This window comes from Niallia sp. MER 6 (assembly GCF_023714395.1).
Classification (GTDB): domain Bacteria; phylum Bacillota; class Bacilli; order Bacillales; family Cytobacillaceae; genus Niallia.
In genome coordinates this window covers 198,182-224,996 of the sequence record NZ_JAMAUK010000007.1, presented here as the reverse complement: position 1 = coordinate 224,996, position 26,815 = coordinate 198,182, and the positions used below count along the sequence as shown (strand labels likewise).

Annotated in this window: 25 protein-coding genes; 20 read left to right on the top strand and 5 right to left on the bottom strand. The window is 40.1% G+C overall.

The window, feature by feature from the left end:
• Positions 1 to 132: 132 nt before the first annotated feature.
• Positions 133 to 864 (bottom strand): hypothetical protein, encoded by a 732-nt coding sequence (locus M3600_RS12190; protein WP_251646223.1) that lies wholly within the window; start codon positions 862 to 864, stop codon positions 133 to 135.
• A 152-nt stretch (positions 865 to 1,016) separates the two neighbouring features.
• On the opposite strand from M3600_RS12190, the gene M3600_RS12185 reads away from it, so the two are divergent.
• Complete coding sequence (locus M3600_RS12185; RefSeq protein WP_237941370.1) at positions 1,017 to 3,071, top strand: methyl-accepting chemotaxis protein; 2,055 nt, start codon at positions 1,017 to 1,019, stop codon at positions 3,069 to 3,071.
• A gap of 262 nt (positions 3,072 to 3,333) precedes the next feature.
• Here the strand turns inward: M3600_RS12185 and M3600_RS12180 are convergent, their stop codons facing one another.
• On the bottom strand, positions 3,334 to 3,570 hold the full coding sequence (locus tag M3600_RS12180; RefSeq protein ID WP_233313946.1) for a helix-turn-helix transcriptional regulator: 237 nt from the start codon (positions 3,568 to 3,570) through the stop codon (positions 3,334 to 3,336).
• A gap of 290 nt (positions 3,571 to 3,860) precedes the next feature.
• Between M3600_RS12180 and M3600_RS12175 the strand changes: the two genes are divergently transcribed.
• From M3600_RS12175 to M3600_RS12115, 13 genes are all read left to right on the top strand, one after another.
• Positions 3,861 to 4,430, top strand: a complete 570-nt coding sequence (locus M3600_RS12175; RefSeq protein ID WP_233313945.1) for a glycerol-3-phosphate acyltransferase — start codon at positions 3,861 to 3,863, stop codon at positions 4,428 to 4,430.
• Positions 4,431 to 4,462: 32 nt separating this feature from the next.
• Positions 4,463 to 6,079 carry an aminotransferase class V-fold PLP-dependent enzyme gene (locus M3600_RS12170; RefSeq protein WP_251646221.1) on the top strand — a complete coding sequence of 539 codons (1,617 nt, stop codon included), beginning with the start codon at positions 4,463 to 4,465 and terminating at the stop codon, positions 6,077 to 6,079.
• Between the two features lie 222 nt (positions 6,080 to 6,301).
• On the top strand, positions 6,302 to 7,327 hold the full coding sequence (locus M3600_RS12165; RefSeq protein ID WP_251646219.1) for an XdhC family protein: 1,026 nt from the start codon (positions 6,302 to 6,304) through the stop codon (positions 7,325 to 7,327).
• The gene (locus M3600_RS12160) at positions 7,324 to 7,965 is read left to right on the top strand and encodes an NTP transferase domain-containing protein (protein WP_251646217.1); all 642 of its coding nucleotides are present in this window, start codon (positions 7,324 to 7,326) and stop codon (positions 7,963 to 7,965) included. Before M3600_RS12165 ends, M3600_RS12160 begins: the two co-directional genes overlap by 4 nt.
• Positions 7,940 to 8,824, top strand: a complete 885-nt coding sequence (locus M3600_RS12155) for an FAD binding domain-containing protein (protein WP_251646215.1) — start codon at positions 7,940 to 7,942, stop codon at positions 8,822 to 8,824. The genes M3600_RS12160 and M3600_RS12155 overlap by 26 nt, the downstream gene beginning before the upstream one ends.
• A complete protein-coding gene (pucD, locus tag M3600_RS12150) occupies positions 8,815 to 11,121 on the top strand; it encodes a xanthine dehydrogenase subunit D (protein ID WP_251646203.1) in 2,307 nt (768 codons plus the stop codon). The genes M3600_RS12155 and pucD overlap by 10 nt, the downstream gene beginning before the upstream one ends.
• A complete protein-coding gene (locus tag M3600_RS12145) occupies positions 11,118 to 11,600 on the top strand; it encodes a (2Fe-2S)-binding protein (protein ID WP_233313939.1) in 483 nt (160 codons plus the stop codon). The genes pucD and M3600_RS12145 overlap by 4 nt, the downstream gene beginning before the upstream one ends.
• Before the next feature lie 27 nt (positions 11,601 to 11,627).
• Positions 11,628 to 12,140, top strand: a complete 513-nt coding sequence (uraD, locus tag M3600_RS12140; protein ID WP_251646194.1) for a 2-oxo-4-hydroxy-4-carboxy-5-ureidoimidazoline decarboxylase — start codon at positions 11,628 to 11,630, stop codon at positions 12,138 to 12,140.
• 22 nt (positions 12,141 to 12,162) lie between these two features.
• On the top strand, positions 12,163 to 12,507 hold the full coding sequence (gene uraH, locus M3600_RS12135) for a hydroxyisourate hydrolase (RefSeq protein WP_233313937.1): 345 nt from the start codon (positions 12,163 to 12,165) through the stop codon (positions 12,505 to 12,507).
• A 26-nt stretch (positions 12,508 to 12,533) separates the two neighbouring features.
• Entirely contained in the window at positions 12,534 to 13,835 is a 1,302-nt protein-coding gene (locus M3600_RS12130) for an allantoinase (RefSeq protein ID WP_237941379.1), read from the top strand.
• Between the two features lie 247 nt (positions 13,836 to 14,082).
• Positions 14,083 to 15,273: a formate-dependent phosphoribosylglycinamide formyltransferase gene (gene purT, locus M3600_RS12125; RefSeq protein ID WP_251646190.1), complete on the top strand. Its 1,191-nt coding sequence runs from the start codon at positions 14,083 to 14,085 to the stop codon at positions 15,271 to 15,273.
• Positions 15,274 to 15,322: 49 nt separating this feature from the next.
• Entirely contained in the window at positions 15,323 to 16,585 is a 1,263-nt protein-coding gene (locus M3600_RS12120; RefSeq protein WP_251646188.1) for an L-lactate MFS transporter, read from the top strand.
• Positions 16,586 to 16,648: 63 nt separating this feature from the next.
• A complete protein-coding gene (locus tag M3600_RS12115) occupies positions 16,649 to 17,560 on the top strand; it encodes an AEC family transporter (protein WP_237941382.1) in 912 nt (303 codons plus the stop codon).
• A 38-nt stretch (positions 17,561 to 17,598) separates the two neighbouring features.
• Here the strand turns inward: M3600_RS12115 and M3600_RS12110 are convergent, their stop codons facing one another.
• On the bottom strand, positions 17,599 to 18,729 hold the full coding sequence (locus M3600_RS12110; protein WP_251646187.1) for a CAP domain-containing protein: 1,131 nt from the start codon (positions 18,727 to 18,729) through the stop codon (positions 17,599 to 17,601).
• Between the two features lie 416 nt (positions 18,730 to 19,145).
• Here M3600_RS12110 and M3600_RS28945 point away from each other — a divergent pair, with 416 nt between their 5' ends.
• The 3 genes from M3600_RS28945 to M3600_RS12100 all read left to right on the top strand — a co-directional run bounded on the left by M3600_RS28945 (position 19,146) and on the right by M3600_RS12100 (position 22,120).
• The gene (locus tag M3600_RS28945) at positions 19,146 to 19,277 is read left to right on the top strand and encodes a hypothetical protein (RefSeq protein WP_267913281.1); all 132 of its coding nucleotides are present in this window, start codon (positions 19,146 to 19,148) and stop codon (positions 19,275 to 19,277) included.
• 187 nt (positions 19,278 to 19,464) lie between these two features.
• Positions 19,465 to 20,859 carry a M20/M25/M40 family metallo-hydrolase gene (locus tag M3600_RS12105; protein ID WP_233314756.1) on the top strand — a complete coding sequence of 465 codons (1,395 nt, stop codon included), beginning with the start codon at positions 19,465 to 19,467 and terminating at the stop codon, positions 20,857 to 20,859.
• Positions 20,860 to 21,049: 190 nt separating this feature from the next.
• Positions 21,050 to 22,120, top strand: coding sequence for a branched-chain amino acid aminotransferase (locus M3600_RS12100; RefSeq protein WP_233313931.1), 1,071 nt, complete (start codon positions 21,050 to 21,052; stop codon positions 22,118 to 22,120).
• A gap of 41 nt (positions 22,121 to 22,161) precedes the next feature.
• On the opposite strand, the gene M3600_RS12095 is transcribed toward M3600_RS12100, so the two are convergent.
• Both M3600_RS12095 and M3600_RS12090 read right to left on the bottom strand, forming a co-directional pair.
• Entirely contained in the window at positions 22,162 to 23,019 is an 858-nt protein-coding gene (locus M3600_RS12095; RefSeq protein WP_233313930.1) for a dimethylarginine dimethylaminohydrolase family protein, read from the bottom strand.
• Positions 23,020 to 23,078: 59 nt separating this feature from the next.
• Positions 23,079 to 23,888 carry a Cof-type HAD-IIB family hydrolase gene (locus tag M3600_RS12090; RefSeq protein ID WP_233313929.1) on the bottom strand — a complete coding sequence of 270 codons (810 nt, stop codon included), beginning with the start codon at positions 23,886 to 23,888 and terminating at the stop codon, positions 23,079 to 23,081.
• 177 nt (positions 23,889 to 24,065) lie between these two features.
• Between M3600_RS12090 and M3600_RS12085 the strand changes: the two genes are divergently transcribed.
• The 3 genes from M3600_RS12085 to M3600_RS12075 all read left to right on the top strand — a co-directional run bounded on the left by M3600_RS12085 (position 24,066) and on the right by M3600_RS12075 (position 26,753).
• The gene (locus M3600_RS12085) at positions 24,066 to 24,266 is read left to right on the top strand and encodes an IDEAL domain-containing protein (protein WP_233313928.1); all 201 of its coding nucleotides are present in this window, start codon (positions 24,066 to 24,068) and stop codon (positions 24,264 to 24,266) included.
• A 336-nt stretch (positions 24,267 to 24,602) separates the two neighbouring features.
• Entirely contained in the window at positions 24,603 to 25,418 is an 816-nt protein-coding gene (locus M3600_RS12080) for an STAS domain-containing protein (RefSeq protein ID WP_237941384.1), read from the top strand.
• A gap of 219 nt (positions 25,419 to 25,637) precedes the next feature.
• Positions 25,638 to 26,753 (top strand): NADH-dependent flavin oxidoreductase, encoded by a 1,116-nt coding sequence (locus M3600_RS12075; protein ID WP_251646229.1) that lies wholly within the window; start codon positions 25,638 to 25,640, stop codon positions 26,751 to 26,753.
• Positions 26,754 to 26,815: the final 62 nt, after the last annotated feature.

Below are 26,815 nucleotides of genomic sequence, written 5' to 3'. Positions count from 1 at the left end.
GTTTGCATGTGAAAAATGTGGGGGTGAAATGTATCCTGAGTATTATAAAGGGGTACATGGCATAGAGTACAAATTATCGGATATTCTCTAACCATGAAAAGGACCGGGCTATGCCCGGTTTTTCTTACTTTCTTATTTATTTTCCTTATCATTCGCCTTCACAAAAAATTGGTGTACAGGCATAACAAGTGATTTCATATTGTCCTCTAGCTTAGTTGCTAGAAATTGAATTCTTTCAAAAACGATGCCTTTAAGCTGATCCATTTGTCTTGTTAGTTTACCGACTTTCGCATCTGTATCTTCCATTTTCTCTAGGATTGTTTGCTGGAAAACCTCTTGAAGGTCTAATTTTTCTTCGATTTTTTGCTGCGTTTCTTCATTCGCACTTATTTTTGCTGTTAAGGAGTCAGAGCTCTGCTTAAATGTTTCTAATGATTTAGTAAGTGTATGAAGCGCAGTTTCTTGGATGGTGAACTGATCGAGTATGGCTGTATGAACGAGCTGCTCTTCAATGAGCTTTTGTTCGGTGTCTGCAGCCAATCTTTCTGTTTGCTGGGTGGTCTGGAGAATCGTTTTTATGTCATCTTGGTTTCGTTTTGCTTCTTCAAGAATATCTTTAGACAAAGCTTCCTGCACAAAAAGTAATTCCTCCAAATGCTGTATTTTTTCTCCTTGCGCATTGCTGTTTCTATTTCCTTGAAGTAAAAGCTCCTCTAATTGCAATGCAAGCTGCTCGTTTTTTATCTGCTGGTTTGCTAAAACAGATTGCAGATAGTTATGATGATATACCGATTGGCACGTATCTGCGGTTATATTTGTCTCTGGCAAATACACAGATGTATTTCGATTATCATATTCAGGCAATTTACTTCCTCCTTTTTTATCTATTCCTTACAGCTTATGTGCTTCTTTGCAAAAAGGTTGCTATTGCTAAACAGCATTCTATCCGAGATAAAATTTAACATTTCTCGAGATTGTCCGATAAAAATATGTATTAATATTTTTGGAGGTTACTTATGTCATTAAAAAACAAAATGATTGGCATCACGAGCTTAATCATTATTGTGCTCATAGCAGCATCAAGTCTTGTGCAATTTGTGGAAACAAATCGCATGAAAAAGGATACAAAGGCAGTAATGGAAGAATTGGATGCCAACTCAACAAAAGATGTGGAAGAAAAGCTAACAGAATTATCAACGCAAATTTCACAGCATGTAGTAGTTTTAGAGGAGCAGTTAGACCAAGCAATGGCAAATGCTGCTTATACGCTTCAACAAATAGATGCGCAAAAAAATATCTCTAATCAAGATTTAAAGGAGATAGCAGAACAAACAGGGATGAATGATTTCTTAATTACGGATGAAAAAGGGGTTTTTACTCATTCAACAGATAAAGCATCCATTGGCTTTGATTTGCTTGCCATAGATCCAACCGTTAAGGGACTTCTGTCAGGTGAACTTAAAATCATGGAAGGTCCGCTGACAATAAAAAAAGAAAGTGGTGAGATCTTTAAATTTACCTCTATTCCAAGACTAGATGGAAAGGGGATAGTAGAGGTCGGTCAAAATGCCGAAGTTTTTGAAGAGTCTCTTTCTAAATTTATTCAAGATGGAAACGGTGTTCAGTCACTGTACTTAATTAGCAGCAGTGGTATTGTTTTGACGGAAACCTTGAGAGAAGGACAAGAGCAAGTGTTTGAAAAGGGTTCAACGATTAAGGATGAAACAATTCAATCAGTTATAGATTCAAAAAAACCGGCCTTATCCATAAAAGATGGAAAAGCTGAAACATATTATCCAGTTATCGTTAATGATGAAGCGAGATATGTGCTAATGGCGCAAGTGGATACAGCCTCTTATTTTGAGAATGCAAATATCGCAAGTGCGGCTTTGACGGATGTTCAAGACAGCTTGACAAAAACGAATATGACTTCCCTTATTTTGTCACTAATCCTGTCAATTGGCTTGATTGCCGCATTGGTTTATATTATTAGAAAAAGCTTACAGCCATTGGATCATATTAGATTGCATGCTCAAAAAATAGCAGAAGGCGACCTGCAAAGTGATGATGTGATTACGAACTCTAAGGACGAAATTGGCGAACTTGCCGCTTCCTTTCGTGTAATGACCGACAACCTTAGGGAGGTTATCCAAAAGGTGAGAATCAGCTCAGAACAAGTCGCAGCCTCAGCTGAAGAGCTGACAGCAGGCACAGAAGAAATGAATGCCGCATCAGAGCATATTTCAACAACTGTCCATGAAGTGAGTGCAGCAATGGATAACCAAGTTGTTGAATTGACAAAAACAGATCAGTCTGTAGCTAATATGCTTAATTATGTACAGAAAATTTCAGTCAGCTCTGATGGAGTTGCAAAACGGTCTGTGGATGCATCTGCAAAGGCAGCAGACGGAAACAAAGCAATTGATACTGTTGAAGCCCAGATGGATACGATTAACACTAGTGTTAGAGAGACATCAAAGGTTATTAAAGAGCTTGGCAGCTATTCAAGTGAAATTGGAGAGATATCGAAAGTTATTACTGGCATTGCTGACCAAACGAATCTTCTTGCCTTAAATGCAGCGATTGAAGCAGCAAGAGCTGGCGAACAGGGTAAAGGCTTTGCGGTTGTGGCAGAAGAAGTCCGCCAATTGGCAGAGCAATCCTCTGAATCAGCAGGCAAGATAAGTAATCTTATCGGCAGAATCCAAACAGAAACAATAAAAGCAGTTGAATCGATGAATAATGCGACTGCAGAGGTGGATGGCGGTATTAAAGTAGTCCATCAAACAGGAGAAATATTTGGTGAAATAAAATCTGCGGTAGATGAAGTCAGTGGTCAAATTACGCATGTTTCTCATTCTGTTAAAGAATTGAACAATGGCATGGAACAAATGGTTCTAGCAATCAATCTTGTCAAACAAATGGCAGAGCAAACAGATCAAGGAACACAGAATGTTTCGGCAGCTACAGAAGAACAAATTGCATCCATGCAGGAAATTTCTGCATCTGCACTCTCTTTAAGTAAAATGGCGGAAGAATTAATGACATTAATTAGCAGATTTAAGCTGTAAATAACAACAAAGCCCTCGAGCGTACTCGAGGGCTTTGTTTAGGAAATAATCAGATTTTTCGTAAGAAAATGAGAGAAAAGAGGGAGATATAAGATTTATTTTCACTAAAAAAACTTATGTAAATAATAAATAAGCATTTTGTTAACTGGAAATTAATAAAAGAATGGAGAAGGCATTTTTAATTAGCAATAGAAGGAAAAAAGAAGGGGAGAGCAAAGTTGATAAGAAGAGCAAATTATTTGCCCCTCTTGTTTTGCTCGTTTTACATGAATGGAGGGATGCCTTTACTAAATTCAGAGATAATAGTAGTGATGGACTGTATGTCTTGATCATCTATGTTAAATGCCGTCTTCACCTTGTTCTCAAGCTCCTTGCTGACATTTCTTTTACCTACTTCCACAAGTGCAATTAACGCAAAGCTGCAATTGACAACCTTAGCAAAGTCTCTCTGTGTCATCTCATAGTTTTTTCGAATAAATTTAATAATTTCTTTGTTCATTTCGTTCACCTCGGTTTTACAAGCAAATACATCTGAACCTGGACATAAATCACCCCAGATTCTAAACATTTCTTCTCAACTATCTATATATCGGATAGATTGCTACATTCATAATAAAAAAACTAAAGAAATTATTCAACAGGTATTTCGCATCTGTAAATAAAATATCTTCATTTTGGTCTTATCTTAAAGAAAAATTAATAATAATTGTGTAAATTTATTCTAATCATGTATAATTTACTTGGTTGAAAATTACAGTTAAATAGTAAAAACAGACAGAGGGTGTAAATTTGCTAGTTTTGTATTTCATTTCCGCTTATCTACTCGGAAATCTTTTATTTGGTGTCATCATTGGGAGAATTCTGTCAGGGACAGATATACGTTCAGAAGGCAGCCAAAATGCTGGGGCAAGGAATGCTGGCAGGCTGTATGGTAAAAAAGCTTTTGTACTTACGTTTTTAGGAGATGCCTTAAAAGGTGCGGCTGTTATTATAACAGGAAGATTACTTGGTTACTCGACTGCAGTGTTGCTTGCCGGCTTGCTGTTTGTTTGTATCGGGCATATTAAGCCGCTTGTTTTTCGGTTTAAAGGCGGAAAAGGAATCTCCACATTAATCGGCGGACTAATCGCGATTCATTGGCTGTTTGTCCCGATCATCATTGTCAGCTTCTTTGTTTTTTATCTTCTATACCGAGGTTTTACTGTACCAGGTTTGCTGAGTTTAACTGTTTGTGCCTTCGCTTTTTTCTTAATGGAAAAGGACGTTTGGTCAGGCTGCCTTGCTCTGCTGCTGGTAGCTGTGATTATACTCGCCCATCGTGTCAGCTGGAGGGAGTTTCTAGTTAGAAAAACTAAATAATAAGCTTATATTTCTTGGAGAGGTGTATTTTAATGGTGAAAAAAACTTCCTATTTATTCAAAATTGCTTCACATCCACAGGAATTCGAACAGATTTTTCGGTTAAATCATGAAACCTTTGCTGAGGAAATTCCCCAGCATGACAGAAATGAGCAAGGAGTGCTAATTGATTCTTTTCATGACCAAAATACATATATCATTGCCTTAAAGGATCATCAAGTAATTGGCATGATTTCTCTGGCAGATAAGCGGCCTTTTTCCTTAGATAAAAAGCTGGGAGATATTGGTGTTTACTTGTCTGACATAGTGAATGTAAATAAGCTTTGCGAAATCAGGCTGCTCTCTATTAGGAAGGAGTACCGGAAAACAAAGGTTTTCGTTGGCTTATTGCGCATGCTTCACCATGTCTTTATCGAGAAAGGCTACGATGGAGCTGTTATTAGCGGCATTCTCCGTGAGGAAAAACTGTATAAGCATATCGGGTTTATTCCGTTTGCCCATCAAGTTGGCAGTCATGGAGCAATCTATCAGCCTATGTATCTGTTAAAGGAAAGAATTTTGCTTTCAGAAAAAGTCTTGCCGGCAACGGTTTCTTTTTTGCCAGGCCCTGTTTTAGTAACAGACAATGTCCTTGATGCGTTTTGTCGCCAAGGTTTCTCCCATCGTGACAACTTATTTATGGAGATGATGGAACGAGTGCAGACAAGGCTGACAGATCTTACGAAAGCTAAATATGTTCAAGTAATGCTCGGAACAGGAACGCTCGCAAACGACGCTGTCGCCGCCCAGCTGTCTCTATTAAACGGTAAAGGCCTAATCTTAAGCAACGGAGAATTTGGAGAGCGTTTGGCGCAAAGGGCAGCAAGATTCCAGCTTCATTGCCAAGTTTTAAAGAAAGAGTGGGGCGAGCCGTTCTCAGAGGAGGAATTGAGAACAGCACTCAATGGAGGAGTGGAATGGATATGGTATGTTCATTGTGAAACCTCTACGGGCACTGTCATTCCGATTGAACATATAACCAAGTTAATAGGTAACAAGCCGATTAAACAGGCAGTAGACTGTATCAGCACGATAGGAGCACTGCCAGTCAGCCTTAAAAATGTATATTTAGCAACAGCTGTGAGTGGAAAAGGAATTGAATCAGTCTCAGGATTAGCTCTCGTATTTCATAATCATGCTGTTAAGCCGAATGAACAGCTTCCACCGTATTTAGATTTAGGACTGTACCATTCCCATAACAGTGTCCCATATACCCATTCTTCCCCATTGCTTGCTGCATTAGAGCAAGCGCTCACAAAAGATTTCACAAAAAAGTTTAGCGATGTTGCCGACTGGTTTGCATACACATATAAAAGACTGACAGATGCTAAGTTTTATGTGTTGCCGGCAGCAAATTTGCACTGTTCCCCAATCCTGACAGTATGTCTTGATCCCGCTCTTTCCTCTGTTATGATTGGTGATTGGATGAAAAAGCAAGGTTTTCATCTCCATTATCAAAGCAGCTACTTGCAAGAGAGAAACTGGATTCAAATATCAATGTTAGCAAATGTGTCAATTGAAAATACCGAGGCAATGCTGCAAATATTTTTTAGCATTTGTTCTTATCTGCAACAATTACTAGACGACAACAGAGAAGCGCTGGCAAACTGATTTTTTACAATATATTAGCAGGTTAAATAGTTGTGCAATTTAGCTAATTCTAAATATTTTTATTATATAAATTCAACAATGACATTTTTTATGGAGAAAGATAATATTTTTTAATAACAAATGATGTTATATTTATTAACATGAGGGCGGTTATAAGCCCTCTTTCTTTAAATAGTTAGAGTTGTTTCTATCCCAGAATAGCCACCCATTTAGGAGGTTAACATGATGTCTTCAGATGAGTATGCTGTTATACACGCTGTTGCAGCTAGTTGCTCTGGCGGTTTTTTAACGACAATCATTGATGTAACAGGTTCTGCATACCGCAGAGAAGGAACGATGATGTTCTTTTCAGAGGATAACTGGGAAATGGGTTTGTTGAGCGGCGGCTGCGTCGAGCAAGATATTTTAGCAAGAATGGAAATCGAGGGGCATGATAGAAGATCATCCTTTTCCCTTATATATGATTTGCGTTCAGAGGATGATTTATCTTGGGGACAGGGCGCAGGCTGCGACGGCAGCATAACTGTATTGATGGAATATGTGAGCAGTGAGCTTAAGAATAATCTCACCTTGGTGAGGCAATGGCTCGAAAATGGCGATACAGTAGAGCATATTAAGATGCTTGATGATGATTTAAACGTCATTTCAAGTGTGTTTATCAGTGAAACAGGAGAGAATGCTGGCAATTTTGACACTCATTTTGTGCACTCTGTTCCAGTGAATAAGCTGTATGCTGACGAAAAGACAGGCAGATATTATTTTCGCCAAACCTTCTTACCACAGCCAAGATTGATTATATATGGTGCAGGAGCTGATGCACGGCCAGTTTGTGAAATAGCCAAACAGGCAGGTTTCCAAGTAATTGTTGCTGATTGGCGCCAAAGCTATTGCACAAAAGAGCATTTCCCCCATGCTGACCTGCTCGTTAATGGCAATCCTTTGTCTGTGCTGGAGGAAGTTCATGTTAGAAGCAGCGATTTTATTGTTATCATGACACATAACTTTACGAAGGATAAAGAGCTGATGAACTATTTACTTGGTGGAGAGTATGCTTTTGTCGGTATGCTCGGCTCGAAAAAACGAGCAGATCGGCTGTTGGGCAATAAAGGCAAACCAGACTGGTTTTATTCTCCTGTGGGGCTGAGCATAAATGCAGACGGTCCTGAACAAATAGCAATCAGCATTGCAGCACAATTAATTGCAGTCAAAAACAGCAATACGGAAAGCTCGAAAGTGGTGAAAAGTTGAAGGTAATTTACCTCGCTGCTGGGCAAAGCAAAAGGATGGGCTGCAAAAAAATGGCACTTCACTTTGGAGGAGAAGCGCTGGGAATGAGGGCGTTAAAAACAATCCTTCATAATCCAAAAACCTATGTGTATGTTGTCGTGCATCCACAAGATAACTTAGATTGGATTTCTGCAGATGTGCAGCAACAGCTATCAGCTGGAAGAGGGGAATTAGTTGTCTCTGAAAAAGCCCATTTAGGGCAATCCTGCTCCTTAATTGCAGGCGTAAAAAAAGCAGAAGAGCATAAGGCAGACAAAGTGCTGATTTGCTTGGCAGATCAGCCTTTCATTCCTAAATCTATGCTGCAAACCTTGCTGTGCCAGTCATTGGAGAAAGACGAAAAATATATTGCTTGCTTAAATAACGGAGTCATTAAACCGCCTGTAGTGTTATCCTCTTTATTGTTTGATCGAATTTATGAATTGACTGGAGACACAGGAGCAAGAACTATTCTAAAAGACTCAAGTTTAAAAGGGAAGTTGCTTGAATTTATTGATGATGACTTTTTCGCAGATATCGATACAATGGCTGACTATCGAAATTATTGCCGTGTTTTAGAAGATAGGGGGGCAGATGATGAAAAATTCACTACAAAATGATGATACAGCTGTTGATGCACCTGCGGGCTTAGGAGAGGTTTTTTCATTAAGACAGGAAGGTTCTATGTTTATTGCCGGAGGCACTCTTTTACAATTGAACTGGGAAGCTGGTCAGCCAAAACCACATCATTTGATCAGCTCCCACCGGTTAGAAAGCTTACAAGGTATAGAAGAAGAAGCATATTTTTTGCGAATCGGTGCATCAGCTTTATTGTCTGATTGTATCCTTGACTTAAATATTCAGAAAAGAGCGAAAATTTTAGCGGAGGCCTGTACAAAAATTGCTGCACCTGCTGTTCGGAACAGGGGTACATTAGGCGGAAATATTTGCAGCAGAGTAGGAGATTCTATCCCTGCTTTACTTGTTTTAGATGCACAGCTGCATTTTTTTAATGGCGTTTCAACGTATGTTGTTCCATTATCACAATGGATTAAAGCTGGTCCGCTAACAGAGCCTGATTTGCTTGTTTCGGTAAATATCCCGCTATCCACCGAAAGCCGGAGCATATCCTTTTTTCAGAAGATAGGACGCAGAGAAAGCTTCACTGCTGCCATTATTTCTTCAGCAGGCAGGATAGAGATGGAAAATGGCGTCATTACAGATGCAAAAATGGCCATCGGCGGCGGTGCTCACCAGCCGCAAAGACTGTCAGACGCGGAAAGCTATGTACTGCAGAAAAGCTTAAAAACGATGGAGTGGCAAGTGTTACGCTCTATGATTGAACATGGCTTCCATTCTTATTCTGACCCTTTTGTTACAGACAGCTACAGAAGAAAAGCGGCTGCCAATATTATTGTTGCCAATCTTTATAACCTGCTAAATTCGGAGTATGTAAAGGAGGATGAAGGATGCGATTGACTAGAGCAGGCTCTCAAAACAGGTGGAAGGCAAGAAGAGATGGGATTCAAAAAGTAACGGGTGAATTGAAGTATCTTTCGGATATGTCCTTCCCGAACATGCTTTATGGAACTGTGCTCCGCAGTGAATATGCCTTTGCAAAAATAAACAGTATTGATACTTCAGAAGCTGAAAAACTTCCAGGTGTTAGTGCGGTTCTGACATCAAAAGATATTCCTGGCTTAAATGGCTTTGGCATTGTTATTCAAGACCAGCCTGTTTTTTGTGAGGATACAGTCAGATATGTGGGAGATGCCATTGCTGCAGTTGCTGCAGAAACACAGGAAATTGCCGAAAAGGCGGCAGCGCTTATTAAGGTCGAATACACTCCTTTGCAGCCCATTACAGATCCGGAAGTCAGCCTGTTAGCAAAAACTCCTAAGCTCCATGAAAATGGCAATCTTCTGCATAATGCCTTTTACAAACAAGGAGCTGATGTAGAAGAAGCGTTTGCAAACTGTGCTTGTATCGTGGAAGAGGTCTACTATACACCAAGGCAAATGCATGCATATATGGAAACAGAAGGTGGAGTTGCTGTTCCTCATGAAGATGGCTTAACGATATATGCTCCAACCCAGCATGGCTTTAAAGATCAGCTGCAGCTATCCAGAATACTAAATATGCCAGAGAGCGATATAAGAGTCATTTCAAGTCCGATTGGCGGATCTTTTGGCGGAAAAGATGAATTAAATATCCAGCCCTTTATTTGTTTGCTTGCAAGAGCAACTGGAAAACCAGTTAAAATCCATCAATCGAGAAGAACGTCTGTTAAAGCAGGCCTAAAAAGACATCCGATGAAAATAACCATGAAAACTGGCGCAGATAAGGATGGCAACCTGCTTGCACATAAGGTGAGGATATTGGCTGATACAGGTGCATATGCCACATTGGGACCTGCTGTACTTGACTTTGCTGTTGAGCATAGTACCGGACCTTATAGGATAAAGCATGTTGAGGTAGAAGGCTATTCTGTGTACACAAATAACGGTGTTGCTGGAGAATTTAGAGGTTTTGGCGGTAATCAAGTCACCTTTGCACTAGAAAGCCAAATCGAAAAGCTGGCTGAGATGTTAAACATAAGCAGCACAGCACTGCGCCGTAAGAATTTGCGGAAAACAGCAGATCCTGGGCCAGTGAATCAGCAAATCGTTCCAACCGCCGGAGCGGAGCAAGTATTAGATGAAATACTGAAATCACCGATTCTTCAAGACAAACCTCCTAACAATGAAAGTCAGCCATTTATTTTAAAAGGGAAAGGCTACAGCATAACCATGCATGGTGGAGGGCTTGGTTATGGCCGCTCCGATCCTTCAGGAGCTAGATTGTCCTTAAATGAAAAAGGTAAATTAGAGATTTCGTTTGGTTTTGAAGAATGTGGTCAAGGTCTGCTGTCAACGATTGAAATGATTATGACAGAGTCTTTTGCTTGTTCTGCAGATGATGTTGAAATAACAATCGGCGATACTGCAAAAGTACCTCACTCCGGTTCTTCGACTGCCTCTAGGGCTACAAATATGGTTTGGACCGGTATCAACAAAATGAAAGGTTCGTGGTGTGATAAGGTTTATTCTTTTGTTTCCCAACAGTCAGGAGTGCCCCTTGAAGTCTTAAATACGGGACATGGAGGGATTTGGGAATATCAAGAAAATGGTAACTCAGCCCTCGTTATGACTTATAAAGAAGTAGCAGACAAAATTTCCGAGCTCCCAGTTGTTACGGCAAGCTATCACTTTCCGACAACTCCAGAAAGCATCGATGGCGGACATTTTTTATATTCCTTTGCTGGAGCAGCTGCAGAAGTAGAAATAGATGCACTGACAGGAAGAGTATATGTCAGTAAACTCGATCATGCCATTGCTGCCGGACCTGTCGTCAACCCGATGGGCTACTTAGGGCAGATTGAAGGTGGCGGGAGTATGGCACTCGGCTTTACATTGATGGAAGATGCCGTTATGGATAATGGCAGGTATATGACGGAAAACTTTGATTCTTACTTAATTCCAACCATTCTGGATATCCCCAAATCCACGAATGTGTCAGCTATCGAAGAGTTAGAGGACGGCGACGAGTATGGACCGCGCGGCGTTGGGGAAATTGGGACAGTAGCAGTAGCTCCTGCTATTGTTGCTGCCATTCATGATGCTACAGGCCACTGGGTTAACAAGCTGCCTATCTGTCCAGAAGAGATTATGGAGTTTGCCTTTACAAAAATCAGCAAAGAAAATCAAAACGGCTGGTTAGGAGGGGACAAAGGATGAAGGAGCAGCTGCAAGCTGGAAAGACAATCCGCTTTAATGTGAATGGCAGCTCAGTAGATTTATCTGTCCCTGCCACTTATAGATTAGTAGATATCCTTCGCAAGGAATTAAACCTGACAGGCACAAAAATATCTTGTGAAGTCGGCAGATGCGGAGCATGTTCCGTTATCTTGAACGGAAAGCTTGTCAATTCCTGTTTAGTCATGGCCTACCAGCTGGAAGATGCAGTGGTGCAGACAATTGAGAGTGTTAGTGCAGATGCATTACATCCGATCCAGGAAGCCTTTTTGCAAGGAGGCGCCTTGCAATGCGGATATTGCACACCAGGGATGATTATGGCACTAAAGGGCTTATTGGAACGTGAAAGCCAGCCGACGAAAGAAGAAGTTCTGCAAGGACTTTCAGGGAACTTGTGCAGATGCACAGGATACGAAGGGATTTTACGGGCGGTGGACATCTTGGCAAATAAAGCAGAGTAACTAGCATAGTAAGGAAGGGTCGATGAAATGTATACAATAGCAGCAATAAATGCGATGTCAAAAAATGAGTTTATTGAAAAAATAGGCTGGGTTTTTGAACACAGTCCGTGGGTCGCAGACAGAACTTGGGTAAGACAGTCAACTTTTGAGTCCCTGCAAACATTGCACCACGAAATGGTCAAGGTCGTTAGAGAAGCGGCAAGAGAAGAGCAGCTAGATTTAATTCGGGCCCATCCTGATTTAGGAGGAAAAATAAAGATGACACAGTCCTCGGTGAATGAACAAAAGGGGGCAGGACTAGATACGTTATCGAAAGTGGAATATGAAAGCTTTCTCCAATTAAATAACGAATATCGCACTAAATTTCATTTCCCATTCATTCTGGCAGTGAAAGGACATACGAAGGATTCTATTTACGAGGCGATGAAAGGGCGTATCCATCATACAATGGAGGAAGAGTTCGAAACAGCATTATCTGAAATATTCACTATCACTTTTTTTAGACTGGAAGGAGTCGTCCAAAAAGTGCTCGAAGCATAATTGATAGAAAGGAGATTGTGAAATGAAGACAGGAATAACGACACATGTATTGGACCTGGTAAAGGGAGTGCCAGCAAGTAATATCCTTGTAGAACTGTGGAAATACAGCGGAGCGAATCAATCTGAGCTCATATCCAGCGGTTATACAAACGATGATGGCAGAGTCGAAACGCCGCTTTTGACGGAGCTTGTGCATGGAGAATATGAACTAGTTTTTTATGTAGAGGATTATTTTAAAAACGGAGAGATGCAAAACGTGTTTTTTCGAAGAATACCGATACGGTTTTTAGTGGCTGAAGGAGAGTCCCATTACCATGTGCCACTTCTTTTATCGGCATGGGGTTATCAGACATACCGAGGCAGTTAACGGTTTTTAATAAAGGAGGCAAGCGAATGGGTCAATATGATGTCGTCATAAAGGGTGGAATGATCGTATTAGAGACAGGTGAGATTCAAGCGGATATTGCCATTAAGGATGGTAAAATCGCAAATATCGCCACTGATATTGATATCGACAACGATGCTCAAATAATTTCCGCTTCTGGTTTGCATGTGTTTCCAGGTCTGATAGACACACATGTTCATTTCAATGAACCAGGACGAACAGAGTGGGAGGGGTTTGCAACAGGCAGTAAAAGCTTGGCAGCAGGAGGAGTGACGACATTTTTTGATATGCCATTAAACAGTCATCCACCTACTGTCAATAAATATGGATTCGAAGCAAAGGACATGTTGGCAAACGAAAAATCATTAGTTGATTATAAACTTTGGGGCGGACTTGTTCCGCAAAATCTTAGCGAGCTAGAAGAGCTGCATGCTTGCGGTGTCATTGGCTTTAAGGCATTTATGTCAAACAGCGGCATTGAAGATTTCGAAGCAGCAGATGACAAGACCTTATTTGCTGGTATGAAAAAGATAGCAGCCCTTGACAGTATTCTTGCTGTTCATGCTGAAAGTGATGTTATTACAGAAGAGCTAAGCAAGGTGCTCGGAGCAGAGGATGGCGGGGCATTTTCTGCATCAAGACCAATCTATTCTGAATTAGAAGCAGTAAATCGCATTCTTTCTTATGCTGAAGCTACAAATTGCAAAGTTCATATTGTACATATTAGCAGCAGTGAGGTGCTGCAGCCGATATTAGCTGCCAGAAGAAAAGGGATTAACGTATCTGTTGAGACATGCCCTCATTATTTATCATTGACTGTCGATGATTTGAATCAGCTAGGCGCTGTTGCCAAATGTGCGCCGCCATTACGAAATAACCAAGAAATAGAGGGGCTGTGGAAGGCGATTGAGGAAGGAGCAATTGATATAATCGGCTCCGACCATTCCCCATCTTTAGTGGAGATGAAGCAAGGAAGTCTTAAAGAGGCATGGGGAGGCATTTCTGGCTGTCAGTCGACATTGTCTATTCTGCTGGAGGAAGGTTATTGGAAACGAGGTATACCGCTCTCCGTGATTGCGAGGATAACAAGCACCAACCCTGCAAAGCGGTTTGGATTATATCCTAATAAAGGGAATATAACAGTTGGCAGTGCTGCAGACCTTTGTTTAGTTAATATAAGTGAGAAATATACATTAACAAAAGAAGATCTTTATTATCGAAATACTCAAAGTCCTTATATTGGAAAAACATTTCGTGGAAAGGTGAAGCAGACAATGCTAAGAGGAAGAACTGTTTTTCAAGATAAGTGAATGGTTAAGAAACACTTTTGAAGACTTCTATTTGATTGATTTGAAAGCAACTAAACTAATTAAATCGCTATCCTCCAAAGAGTGCCGATAAGCACTCTTATTTATTTTTCTTCTAATCGGAAAAACCGAACTATATTTATATAACTTTATAAAATGTTCGTTATTTTTATAAAAAAACCTTGAAATTGATAGGTGAAGTACGTTATTATGCTCAATAAAGGAACGAACAATAGAGGGGGTTGTTTATATGTTCGGTGCAATAAATTCCAAACATACGAAAAAGATAATGCTTCTAGGAGCAGGAGAGTTAGGAAAAGAAGTGATTATTGAGGCACAGAGACTAGGAATTAACACGATTGCTGTTGACCGCTATGCAAATGCACCAGCAATGCAGGTAGCACATAAATCGTATGTGGTCGATATGCTTGATGGCCAAGCACTTAAAGAAATCATTATCAGAGAAAGGCCTGATTTCATTGTGCCTGAGATTGAAGCCATTGCAACTGAAATGCTCGTTGAATTAGAAGGAGAAGGCTTTAAAATTATTCCGACTGCAAATGCTGTCCATTTGACGATGGACCGGGAAGGAATTAGACGACTTGCAAGTGAGAAACTGAATTTGCCAACAGCGAAGTATGAATTTGCAGACAGTTTAGCAGAATTGCAGAATGCCGTTGTTACTATCGGTGTACCGTGTGTAATTAAGCCGATAATGAGTTCTTCTGGTAAAGGGCAAAGCATCTGCCGCAGTCTTGATGATGTAAAGAAATCATGGGAAGAAGCGGTAGAGGGAGGCAGAGGGAAAAAAACACGAGTAATTGTAGAGGAATTCATCTCCTTTAATTCAGAAATAACATTGTTAACGGTCCGCTCTATCAGTGGCACGCACTTTTGTCCGCCGATTGGTCATATCCAAAAGGATGGGGATTATATCGAGTCATGGCAGCCTCATCAGATGACCGCCGAACAGCTTGAACAGTCAGAGCAAATTGCCGCACAAATAACAGACGCTTTAGGAGGCTACGGACTTTTTGGTGTAGAGCTTTTCCTAACAGATAATGGTGTGTATTTCAGTGAAGTGTCGCCAAGACCTCATGACACTGGAATGGTAACATTAGCAACACAGGATTTATCAGAATTTGCCTTGCACATCCGTGCTGTATTGGGCTTGCCTATACCGCAAATCAGGCTGAACTCGCCTGGTGCAAGTAAGACTTTAAAGGCATCACGAGAAAGTGCGGATTATGAAATCCATGGCGTTCTAGAAGCATTAGCATCTAAAGACAGCCAGATCCGAATTTTTGGAAAACCGAATGCAGTTGTCGGCAGACGCTTAGCTGTTCTTTTGCAAAGAGGAGAAACAGCAGAAGCAGCACTTGCTGATGCAAGAGAGGCTCACGCTAAGCTGTCGATTACTTATGGGAAGTCCGAACAATAGATTTTATTTAAGCCCAGAAAAACTAGACTAAGAAGCAAGGGAGACTGTTATGAAAACAAAAAATCGCTGGTTAATTGCCCTTTCAGCAGTTGGCATTCATATTTCTATTGGCTCTGTTTATGCGTGGAGTGTTTTTACAAAACCATTGGAAGAAACGTACAATTGGAGTTTAACAAGCATTTCCTGGACATTCAGTATCGCTATATTATTTTTAGGTCTCTCTGCAGCCTTTTTAGGACATTTCGTGGAGAAATTCGGTCCCCGTGCTGCTGGAACACTCTGCGCCGCTCTATTTGGATTAGGAATGGCAGGGTCAGGGTTTGCGGTAAGTATTGAATCCTTGCCCCTTTTGTATATCACTTATGGAGTATTTGGCGGAATTGGTCTTGGAGTAGGCTATATTACGCCAGTATCAACATTGGTGAAATGGTTCCCTGATAAACGAGGGCTGGCAACAGGGCTGGCTATAATGGGGTTCGGCTTTGCTTCCATGATCAGCAGTCCGATTATGAATAAGTTGATTAGCTCTGTTGGTATACCTTCTACATTTTATATTTTGGCAATCATCTATTTTATAATAATACTAGCTTCAGCTCAATATTTGGCTCCGCCTCCAAAAGGCTATGTACCTGCTGGCTACAAGAAGGCATTGGAGACAGGGACTGCTGCTCCGAAAGCTGATTTAGCTCAATCGACAGCCAATGAAGCAATAAAAACAAAAAGATTCTGGGCTTTATGGACAATGCTTTTCATTAATATTACATGTGGAATTGCCATATTGGCTGTTGCATCTCCAATGGGACAAGAGCTTGCTGGAATGTCCGTTACAGGAGCCGCCGTATTAGTCGGTATTATGGGTGTATTTAACGGATTAGGAAGAATTGCATGGGCATCTGTTTCCGATTATATTGGTCGTCCTAATGTATACACATTGTTTTTTGCGATTCAAATTGCTGCCTTTTTTGTATTGCCTCATTTACAAGACGCTATTACTTTCTCTATAATAGTATGTATCATAATGTCTTGTTACGGGGGAGGATTTGCATCGATCCCTGCGTATATTGGAGATATGTTCGGAACGAAACAGCTTGGTGCCATTCATGGCTATATACTGACAGCGTGGTCTGCAGCAGGGATTGCTGGTCCTAGGTTTGTCTCATGGATCAGAGACACGACAGGAAGCTATCAGGAGACGTTGATTGTCTTTTCCTGTATGTTCATCGTTTCACTGACAATCTCCTTATTAATCCGTTTGGATATTAAAAAGATTAAGTTGATGAATAAAGAAATTAGTGGAGGCAACAGCATTTAATAGGTTGGGGGTAAACCCCTGACCTTTTTTTGAGTTTTCCTCTTATGATTGGAGATTAGCAATATGGAAAACTTTAATAATCAGTTTATCATTTCCTTCATTATAATTGCCCTAGGCTATTGTTTGAAGAAGTGGCAGATTCTCAAGGAAAAAGACGGGGAAGCGATGGCACGCCTTATTTTTAATGTTACGTTGCCAAGTTTAATCATCGTAACATTTCATCGTATAACAATCGATTCCTCCCTGATGATGCTGATGGTCCTAGGCTTTGTATATGGTATCATTGTCGCAATATTAGGCTTGTTTTTATTCAGAAAGGAGGAGCGGAGAGATAAAGGGATGCTTGGCATGCTGATCCCTGGGTTTAACATAGGCTTGTTTGCTTATCCTTTAGTTCAAGGTATCTGGGGAGAAGCAGGATTAAAGTATTTCGGCATGTTCGATATTGGTAATGCTATTATTACATTTGGAGTCAGTTATTTAATTGGAAGCTATTATGCAAAGGAAGGCGTTGTGCTGAACTTCAAGCATGTTGCCGGCAAAATGGGCAAATCAATCCCGTTAATGACATATGTGGTCATATTTATCATTAATATTACCGGCTTGCCACTGCCGACTGCTGTTATAGACATCAGTTCTGTCATCTCTCAGGCTAATATGCCTCTGTCTTTACTGCTTCTAGGAATCTATTTGAATTTTTCATTTGAAAAAAGCCACTGGAAGGGCATTGGAAGGGTATTGGGGTTGCGCTATGGTGTCGGTTTACTTGTTGGAACATTAGGGTTCTTCCTTCTGCCAGTCGATGATATGTTCCGCTATACAGTCCTGATTGGTCTTATTCTGCCGATGGCCTCCTCTGTATTACCTTACAGTGTAGAGTTTAAGTATAATCAGAGATTTGTCGGCACAGCAGCAAACCTGTCTATCCTTATCAGCTTTGTCTTGTTATGGGTGATAGGAAATATGATTGTGTAAACAAACAAGGCTATTCCTTTTGCAGGATAGCCTTGTTTTTATTTTGTAATAAAGTTTTCCGTATAATACGGCTGTGATTTTTCATTGAAAGCAACACCGACACCTAGGTAAGTAAAGCCTTCCTGCAGAATATTCTCCCGATGTCCTAAAGAGTTCATTAAACCTTCATGTGCAAAAATACTGCTGTATTGCCCGTAAGCAAGATTTTCACCAGCCATTGTATACTTAATGCCGTCAGAGAGCATCCGGTCAAATGGGGACTCACCATCGAGGTTTGTATGGTCGAAATAGTTGTTTTTCGCCATATCCTCACTGTGCTTCCTTGCGGTTACCTTTACATTATCTTCCCATGTCAATACGCCAAGACCGTTGTTAACCCTGCTGGCGTTCGTTAAATCAAACAGCTGGAATTCAAAGCCCTCTTCCAGTTGGGCGCTTCCGTCTGTATAGAAATCACTTCTGTCCTCTTCAAGCTCAGTTGTCACAATCTGCATTGCCGTTACTGTATTGTTTTCATGCTTATCAAAAAATACGGTGACATAACTGCCGTCCATCTCAAAAACTTCATAATCTCTGTCTTCTGGAAATTTATAACGGACAAAGCCTTTTGTCAGTTCATCGAGGGGATTTCCTAACGTCTTCAAGACACTGTCTTTATTGCTGCCTTTTTTCACTCCGTTTGTAGAGGAAATCAAATCTTGATTTGTATACAGCGCTGCTACCTTTTTATTGGAATCAAATCCTACCATAACAAAATTTTGATAGTTTTCGTGGTACGTATTCCATGATATGCCGTACTCATTCATAGATGTACGCTGCGGTTTACCTAATTCCTGCTCAACTGCTTCCTCCGAATCACCCATTTGAATATTATAAATGGAAAAGGTCTGATGAGCTGGTGTCTCTAATTCCGGTTTTTCTGCCTGCTTCGTCAGTTCCGTTTCCGCACCAGTATCCCAGTCTGGGAGGATATCTTGTGTATCTTGGAAAATCTGTTTACTTTGCTCAATAAATTTTTCAATAAAATTAGCAGCTTCCTGCTCGTTCACTTCGGCTTTTGCATAATCAATCGCATTCGGTATCGTTTCCGTGCCAAATTTATGCTGTATATATTGCACTCCGACGTAGACAATTAAAATGAGCAACGCCAGTTTTATAAGCCTTCTCAAAATTAAATCCCTCCATTTCCTCTCCATGATTGCCTGAATCAGGAAAAAACATAAGCAAATGATTAATTTTTGCTAGAAATTAACGAATATAGACAGACGTTTGAAGGGAATATATAGTTTCAAGTATACCATCTTCCAATAAGTGAAACATCTTTTGAGTAAGAGGAAAAACTTGCTAATCTATTGGCGAAAGACAGTATTACAGGCTGTAATGTTCATGTAATTTGGGCGTAATGGGCTAATTGATAAAAACATGCTATAATGAGCATGTAAAACAACAGCATGGATATAGTTTCCAAGCTATAAAGTGCTACATACTTGTAATGCAGCAATGTAATAACTAGAGAAATAGTCGTTTAAGAATTGTTTCAAGGGGGCATTACTAAGCATGATTAGGCACTAAAGGAGGCTACAAAATGCAATTAATTAGAGCCGATATAGACCAGCTTCTGCAAGACACGCTGGATCTGGCTAGCTGTGTCAGTGAATGGAACATCAAAACTATTGAGATTGATGATCTGCTCGAAGATACGAAAAACTGGAATTAAACTTATCTAATAAAGTCTAAATCACTTTTGAAAAGACGATCTTTCTTTTCCGAACTGATTTAGATTTTTTTTGTGACTAAAATTATTTTTTTAATTTATAAAATATTTTGAAAAATAGCAGGTTTTTTTCTTCGGTTGGCGAAACAATAGAGTATCTAAATATAAAGGAGCTGGCAATATGGAAAAAATGGATTTACAAGCAATTGAAACGAAGACAAAGGAAAATTTAGAACAATCCTTTGCTATTTTAGAACAATATTTACAGTTAGAAACAGTATCTGCGCAAAACAAGTTCATTCCAGAAACAGTGGAGTATATTTCTGGTGTGATAAAGGATTTCGGCGGTGACGTTCAGGTGCTAGATGATCTTGGTGGAAACCCAGTTGTTTATGGATTTTTCCCAGCAGGAGAGAAGGGGGATTCGACTAGTACGCTTCTTTATTATAACCATTATGATGTGCAGCCTGCCGATCCTCTTGATGAATGGGTGACTGAACCGTTTGTACCTACCGTGCGCGACGGAAAACTGTTTGCAAGGGGAGTTTCTGATAATAAAGGGGACACAATCGCGAGACTTACAGCCATTAAAGTGCTACAGGAAACAGAAGGCGGTCTTCCCTGTAATATTAAGTTCCTTATTGAAGGAGAAGAAGAGATAGGAAGCCCTAACTTGACTCCTTATTTAGAAAAGTATGCTGAATTGTTTCAAGCTGATGCCTGCATTTGGGAATTTGGCGGAAAGGATGAACAAGAGCGGATCAGCATGGTAGCAGGCATTAAAGGGATGGCTTATATGGAGCTAACAGCAGTAGGTGCTGACATCGATATGCACTCCTCGGTAGGAGCGTATGTCGACAATGCAGCGTGGAGACTTGTTCATGCCTTAGCCTCTATGCGCAATGAACACAATGAAATTATTGTCGAAGGTTTTTATGATGGAATAACACCACCAACTCCTGCAGAGGAGGAGGTCGTTCAGTCATTGCCGTTCAATGAAGAAGCCGTTCAGGAGCTGTATGGGTTAAAAAGGCCTTTAATAACAGAGGCTTTAGGAAAGGACCCTCGTTATGCAATGGTTTTTGAACCGACAATGACAATTTGCGGGATCGAAAGCGGCTATACAGGGGAAGGAGCAAAAACAGTTCTGCCAAAAAGCGCAAAAATGAAGCTGGATTGCCGCCTTGTGCCTGGTCAAGATCCGAACCATATTTTTGAATGTGTTGTGAATCATTTGAAAAAGCATGGTTTCGATGATGTGTCTGTAAAGTTGATTAACGGTCAGAAAGCGTACCGCTCGGATTTCAGTCATCCGTTTATCAGTCATGTACAGCAGTCAGCTAAAGAGGTTTACAATAGTGATGTTGTGCTCGCACCAAACTCGGCAGGAACAGGACCGATGTTTGATTTTGGCAGAATTTTGAATTTGCCGATTGTCAGCACAGGAGTTGGCTGGGTCGGCAGCAAGGCTCACGCACCGAATGAGAGCATCCGCACATCAGATTATGAACAAGGAATTGTTTATATGGCCCATATGCTTAAAGGTTTTCCGGCAGCACTAAAGCAAGAGAAAATAGAACTGTAAGCAAATATTTTTTGGAAAGAAATATAGCGCCAGTCCATTTTGTGGCGCGTATTTCTTTTTATTTGTGCTATAACAATAAGATGGTTAAGCAAAAAAAGTTTTTAAAAAAATATATATTCCTCTTTTCCTCCAGAAAAGTTACGTTATAATAGATAGAAATAATAATTTACATATGAAGGAGTTTTTCAACGTGAGTGAACAAACAATCACAGTAACATTAGCTGCAGAAAAGAAACCGAAGCCAGATCCGTCTAAATTGGAATTCGGTAAAGTATTTACGGATCATATGTTCATGATGGACTATACAGTAGAGAACGGCTGGCATAATGCTCAAATTCTACCATATCAGCCAATCACGTTAGATCCTGCTTCAGTTATTTTCCACTACGGGCAAGCAGTTTTTGAAGGTATGAAAGCATATTTGACAAAAGAAGAAAAAGTATTGCTTTTCAGACCGGAAAAAAATATGGAACGTCTGAACAAATCAAATGAGCGTCTTTGCATTCCAGAAATTGATGAGGATTTCGCTCTTGATGCTTTAAAGCAGCTGATTAATATTGATAAAGATTGGATTCCATCAGGAGAAGGAACTTCCCTGTATATCCGTCCTTTCGTTATTTCTACACAACCATTTTTAGGTGTTGCGGCTTCTATCAGCTATAAATTCATGATCATCTTGTCACCGGTTGGTTCATACTACAAAGAAGGTGTTAAACCTGTAAAAATCTTTGTTGAAAATGAGTATGTCCGTGCCGTTGCTGGCGGAACTGGCTCAGCAAAAACAGCTGGTAACTACGCAGCAAGCTTAAAAGCGCAGCAAATCGCTACACAAAAAGGCTATTCTCAAGTATTATGGCTTGATGGAGTCGAAAAGAAATATGTAGAAGAAGTAGGCGCGATGAACGTATTCTTCAAGATTGGTGATGAAGTTATTACACCAGCATTAAACGGAAGCATCCTTGAAGGTGTGACAAGAAGAAGCGTCATGGATCTTCTTAAACATTGGGACATCCCTGTAGTTGAACGCAGAATTTCTGTTGAAGAGATTTTTGAAGCTCATAAAAATGGTGAGTTGAAAGAAGCATTCGGTACAGGAACAGCAGCGGTTATTTCTCCAATTGGTGAGTTCTTATGGAATGAAACATCCATTACTCTTAATAACGGAGAAACTGGCGAGCTTGCGAAAAAAGTCTATGATACATTGACAGACATCCAAAACGGAAGAGCAGAAGATCCGTTTGGCTGGACAGTCGAAGTATAAAATAAAAGAGCCGCTGTCAATCATGGCAGCGGCTCTTTTAATTATGTTGTCTGTGTTTCCCTGTACAAAGGAAGTGTGCAGCAGCGGAAGGCTCCGCCTGACTTAATGATTTCCGTTATATCAACCTCAATCACTGTAAAACCGCGTTTGCGCAGCTCACTATTTACACCTTTATTAATGGGAAGACTGATGACTTTTTTATGACCGATAGATAGTACATTTGTTCCGAGTGTTGCTTGCTCTTCCTTTGTCACCTCAATGAGAGAATACCGCTTCTTTAACAATTCCAATTTATCTTTATCAATTTCCCCAGGATAAATCAGCGCATCATGCGGCGAAAGAATATTGAATACACAATCAAGATGTAAAAAGCTGTCTGTGAATGGAACAGCAATCACTTCATAGTTAGGCAGCAAGCTTTGAAGATGATTAATGGCTTGTTCATTTGTGCGATTGCTGACACCGACATAAATGGTCGAGCCGTCAATCAGCACATCACCGCCTTCAATCTTGTCACTGTTTAATTTCGTAAAAGAAATTTCCTGCTCGTTCAGCCAGTTTAACAGAACATGCTCTTCTCCTTTACGGACATCATGCCCCATTTTCGCAACGAACATTTGATCACCAAGTGTAAAGCCGATATCCCTAGTAAATACCTGTTCAGGGAATTGCTTCTCAGCAGGAAGGAGCACAACTTCAATGCCTTCAGCTTTCAAAGCTTCAACAAAGCCTTGATGCTGTTTAACAGCTAATTCTGTATCAATATTTTCTTTCATATACTGCTTTTGGATCGCATTTATTGGTTCTTTAATAGTCATATATAATGGAGATGTTAAAATCACTTTTTTTAATGGGGCATATTCGCTGTGGCTCCCAATCAACAATTGATCATTCTTCATATTAATCCTCCATTTTTTAAGTTTTGGGCAATCCATTCACAAGCTGACAAAATAAGCTTTTAAGCGTTTAAAATAAATTTTTCGACCGCTTTGGCAACTCCGTCATTATTGTTTGTATCTGTTACATAATCGGCTATTAGCTTAATGTCGTCAGGAGCGTTGCCCATTGCAATGCCAAGACCTGCAAATTCAATCATTGCGGCATCATTATAGCTGTCTCCCATTGCGATAACTTCTTCTCTTGTGATGCCAAGGCGATCAATCAATAATGATAGGCTTGTGCCTTTAGTAACACCTTTCTCCGTGAATTCAAGGAAAAACGGTTTGGAGCGCATAACACTCAGTTGCTCTGAAAGTTCTGTCTGTAATACTTTCTCCACATTTTTCAGAATATCCTCTTCTTTAACCATTAATACCTTTACAACAGGGTCTTTTATGTAATCAACAAAGTTAGGCACAGCTTTGATTGGCAGCCCAGTTATTTGTGCTTCAATCTCCGTAAATGGATTGTTTTCTTCTGTCACAATAGTATCGCCAACATATGTATGAAGCCAAACCTTTTCTCTTTTACTCAATTCAAACAGCTGGTGTACAACCTCTGGTAAAAGCGTACTGCTGAAAATCTCTTCATTCGTTCGGCAATTGGTGATTTTCGCGCCGTTAAATGAAAGGATATAGCTGCCATAATCAGACAGATGTAGTTCTCTTGCAGTATCCCACATCGCAAACGTAGGTCTGCCTGAAGCAAGAACTACCTTAACCCCTTGTTCCTGTGCTTTAATCAATGCTGCCTTTGTCGCTTCTGAGACTGTATGGTCATCCTGAAGCAATGTGTCATCCATGTCTAGTACAATCATTTTATATTTCATTTGTATCTCCTTAAAAAAATTTATTCTACATCTTAAGAATACATGAATATCAGTTGAGATTATAGCGGAAAGGGAGATTTTTTTCTTATTAGAAAAAGGGAGAAATTACCTCGAAAAAGTATTTGAATTATCAGAAAATTGTTGCTATAATATAAAAAAGCAAAGGGGTTGATTCAAATGGAAAAGTATTTATTAAATGCACCACAACAGTCAGAAGGAAATGTAGTTGATTCTTTATTAGCTGAAATGGTCTTGGAGAAAGCCCTTTATAATTTCAAGAAACAGAGTCTAAAAAAGCAGATTGATGCAACATTAATCGCTGGTGATAAGCCTGAGTTTCTTCGTTTAACAGAAGAACTAAACAAGTTGATCTCCTAAATAGTTTTTAATAATAGTCGTTATATATCAAAGCATGGAGATGCAAATCTTCATGCTTTTTGTTGTTCGTTTGAAAAAAATGAAAAAGGACACCAAAAATGGTGTCCTTACGTTATTGAGGCAATAAACTGTGCTCCACATAGCACATTAGCGTTTATTGACTTATTCAATAGAGCTCATCGCAGAAATAAATATACCATATCTATTAATTTGTTGCAAGCTATTATTTTTTTATAGTCAAATTAGCTGCAATAAAGACGGAATATTTCTCCCAAAACCGCCCTTTTTTGCGTTATAATCTAGTTATACTATTGGGGTAAAGGGTGGGAATGATATATGACAACAATGTGTAAAGTGGCTGAGTACATAGAGGAAAATACAGAAGTCCTTGCTCATAGAATAGTAGAGGGAGTTCTCAGCAGTTTAGATTTAAGCATCCCTGATGACGAGAGAAATAATGCATTTCTCATGTACAAAGAGTTTTTAGGGTTTTTAGGCAAGTCACTTAATACAGGTGTGTCAGGAGTGCCAGCGGATTTAATTGCTTGGAGTAAGCACAATGCTGAACAGCAATTGAACGCAGGAGGAAGAATTTCAGAAATCGTTATCCGCTACCAGCCGACAAGGAAGATTTTTAATGAGCTGCTGACAGAGTTAAGCATTAAGTTTGGACTAGCTCTTAGTGAGAATGCTTTTTTAATAAAAATGGTTGACGATATACTCGACACTAGCTTAAGTGAAACAGTCTCCACTTATGAATGTTTATCAGAAAGTTACCGAAAGAAAGCCCAGCAGGAATTGGCGGAGCTGTCTGCCCCAGTTGTGCTTGTAAAAGAAGGTGTAGCTGTTCTGCCGCTTGTTGGCTTAATCGATGCCTACAGAGCTTCGTATATAATGGAAAAAGTTGTCCCCCATATAGCTGGGCTTCAGCTTGAATATCTTATTACAGATTACTCTGGCATTAAAAATATAGATTCGGAAATCGCTTCTTATCTGTACCAATTAGGCGAGGTGCTTCAGCTCCTTGGCATCAAGGTCATTGTAACCGGCTTGCGCCCGCAGCTTGCTCAAACAGTTGTGGAAACAAGACTAAATATGGCGGCAATCAAGGTTTATGCTAATCTTAAGCAGGCACTGGAGTCTTTGAAGTAACCGATTTAAAGTTATTTTTATATAAGTACAGCACCGCTTGGTAACACCAAGGGTGCTTTTTTGTTTTTGGCCGAGTTCAATCGTTTGACTATTTAAGTGCGAGAATATTAAGATGACATTACTTCAATAATTCACCCTGATAAAGGCATACTACAGGAGTGAAGCAGAAGTTCATTTAATCAAGAAACATTATGTAAATATAATTTAAAAGGAGTGTTAATTTTGAGTAATCAATCCGAAAAGCTTTTCCAACCATTGAACTTGGCAAATAAGCTGGAACTGAGAAATCGTTTAGTAATGGCGCCAATGACTAATTTCTCATCAAACGAGGACGGCACAGTTACCAAAGCTGAGGTTGACTATTATGCTAGACGTTCTAAAGGTGTCAGCATGGTTATTACTGCATGTACATATGTAACAGAAAACGGCAAAGGCTTCCCGGGAGAATTTGCTGCATATTCTGATGAATTCATTCCGTCTTTAAGAGAACTTGCATCTGCAATAAAAAAAGAAGGGGCGAAAGCAATTCTGCAAATCTTCCATGGCGGCAGATCTTGTCCTCCAAACCTAGTGCCTAATGGTGAGCTTGTAAGTGCCAGCGATGTTGCACAAGACAATAATCCAGCTCCTAGACCTTTAAAAGAAGAAGAGATTCTTGAAATTATCACAGCATTCGGTGAAACAACAAGACGTGCTGTGGAAGCAGGGTTTGATGGTGTTGAAATCCATGGCGCAAACGGATATTTGCTTCAGCAGTTTTATTCACCGCACACAAATAGACGCAACGACAAGTGGGGCGGTACTCTAGAGAATAGAATGGAATTCCCGCTTGCTGTTGTTGATGCTGTGAAAAAAGAAGCAGAAAAAGCAACAGAGCCATTTATTGTTGGTTATCGTTTCTCTCCAGAAGAACCGGAAACTCCAGGTTTAACGATGGAGGAAACATTTGCCTTGATTGATGCACTTGCAGACAAAAACCTAGATTATTTGCATGCTTCCTTACAAGAGTTCTGGTCAGCACCAAGACGTGGCGCTGATGATAGCAAATCCAGAATTGAATGGATTATCGAGCGTGTCAATGGACGTGTGCCAGTGATTGGTGTCGGCAGCGTGTATACAGCAGATGATGCAAAAAAAGCCTTTGAAACAGATATTGATCTTTTAGCTATTGGCCGTGAGCTCATTATCGATCCTGATTTTGTTCAAAAAATCGAGGAAGGCAGAGAAAGTGAAATTGTTTCAGTATTAGATAAAAGCAAGCAGAAGGAACTGGTAGTGCCAGATCCGCTTTGGAATGCAATTATCAACTCTCCTGGCTGGTTCCCAGGAGTATAAGCAATTCTTGCCCCCCGGCGATTATCTCCGGGGGCTTTTCTTTAACAGCGCAAAAGATTCAT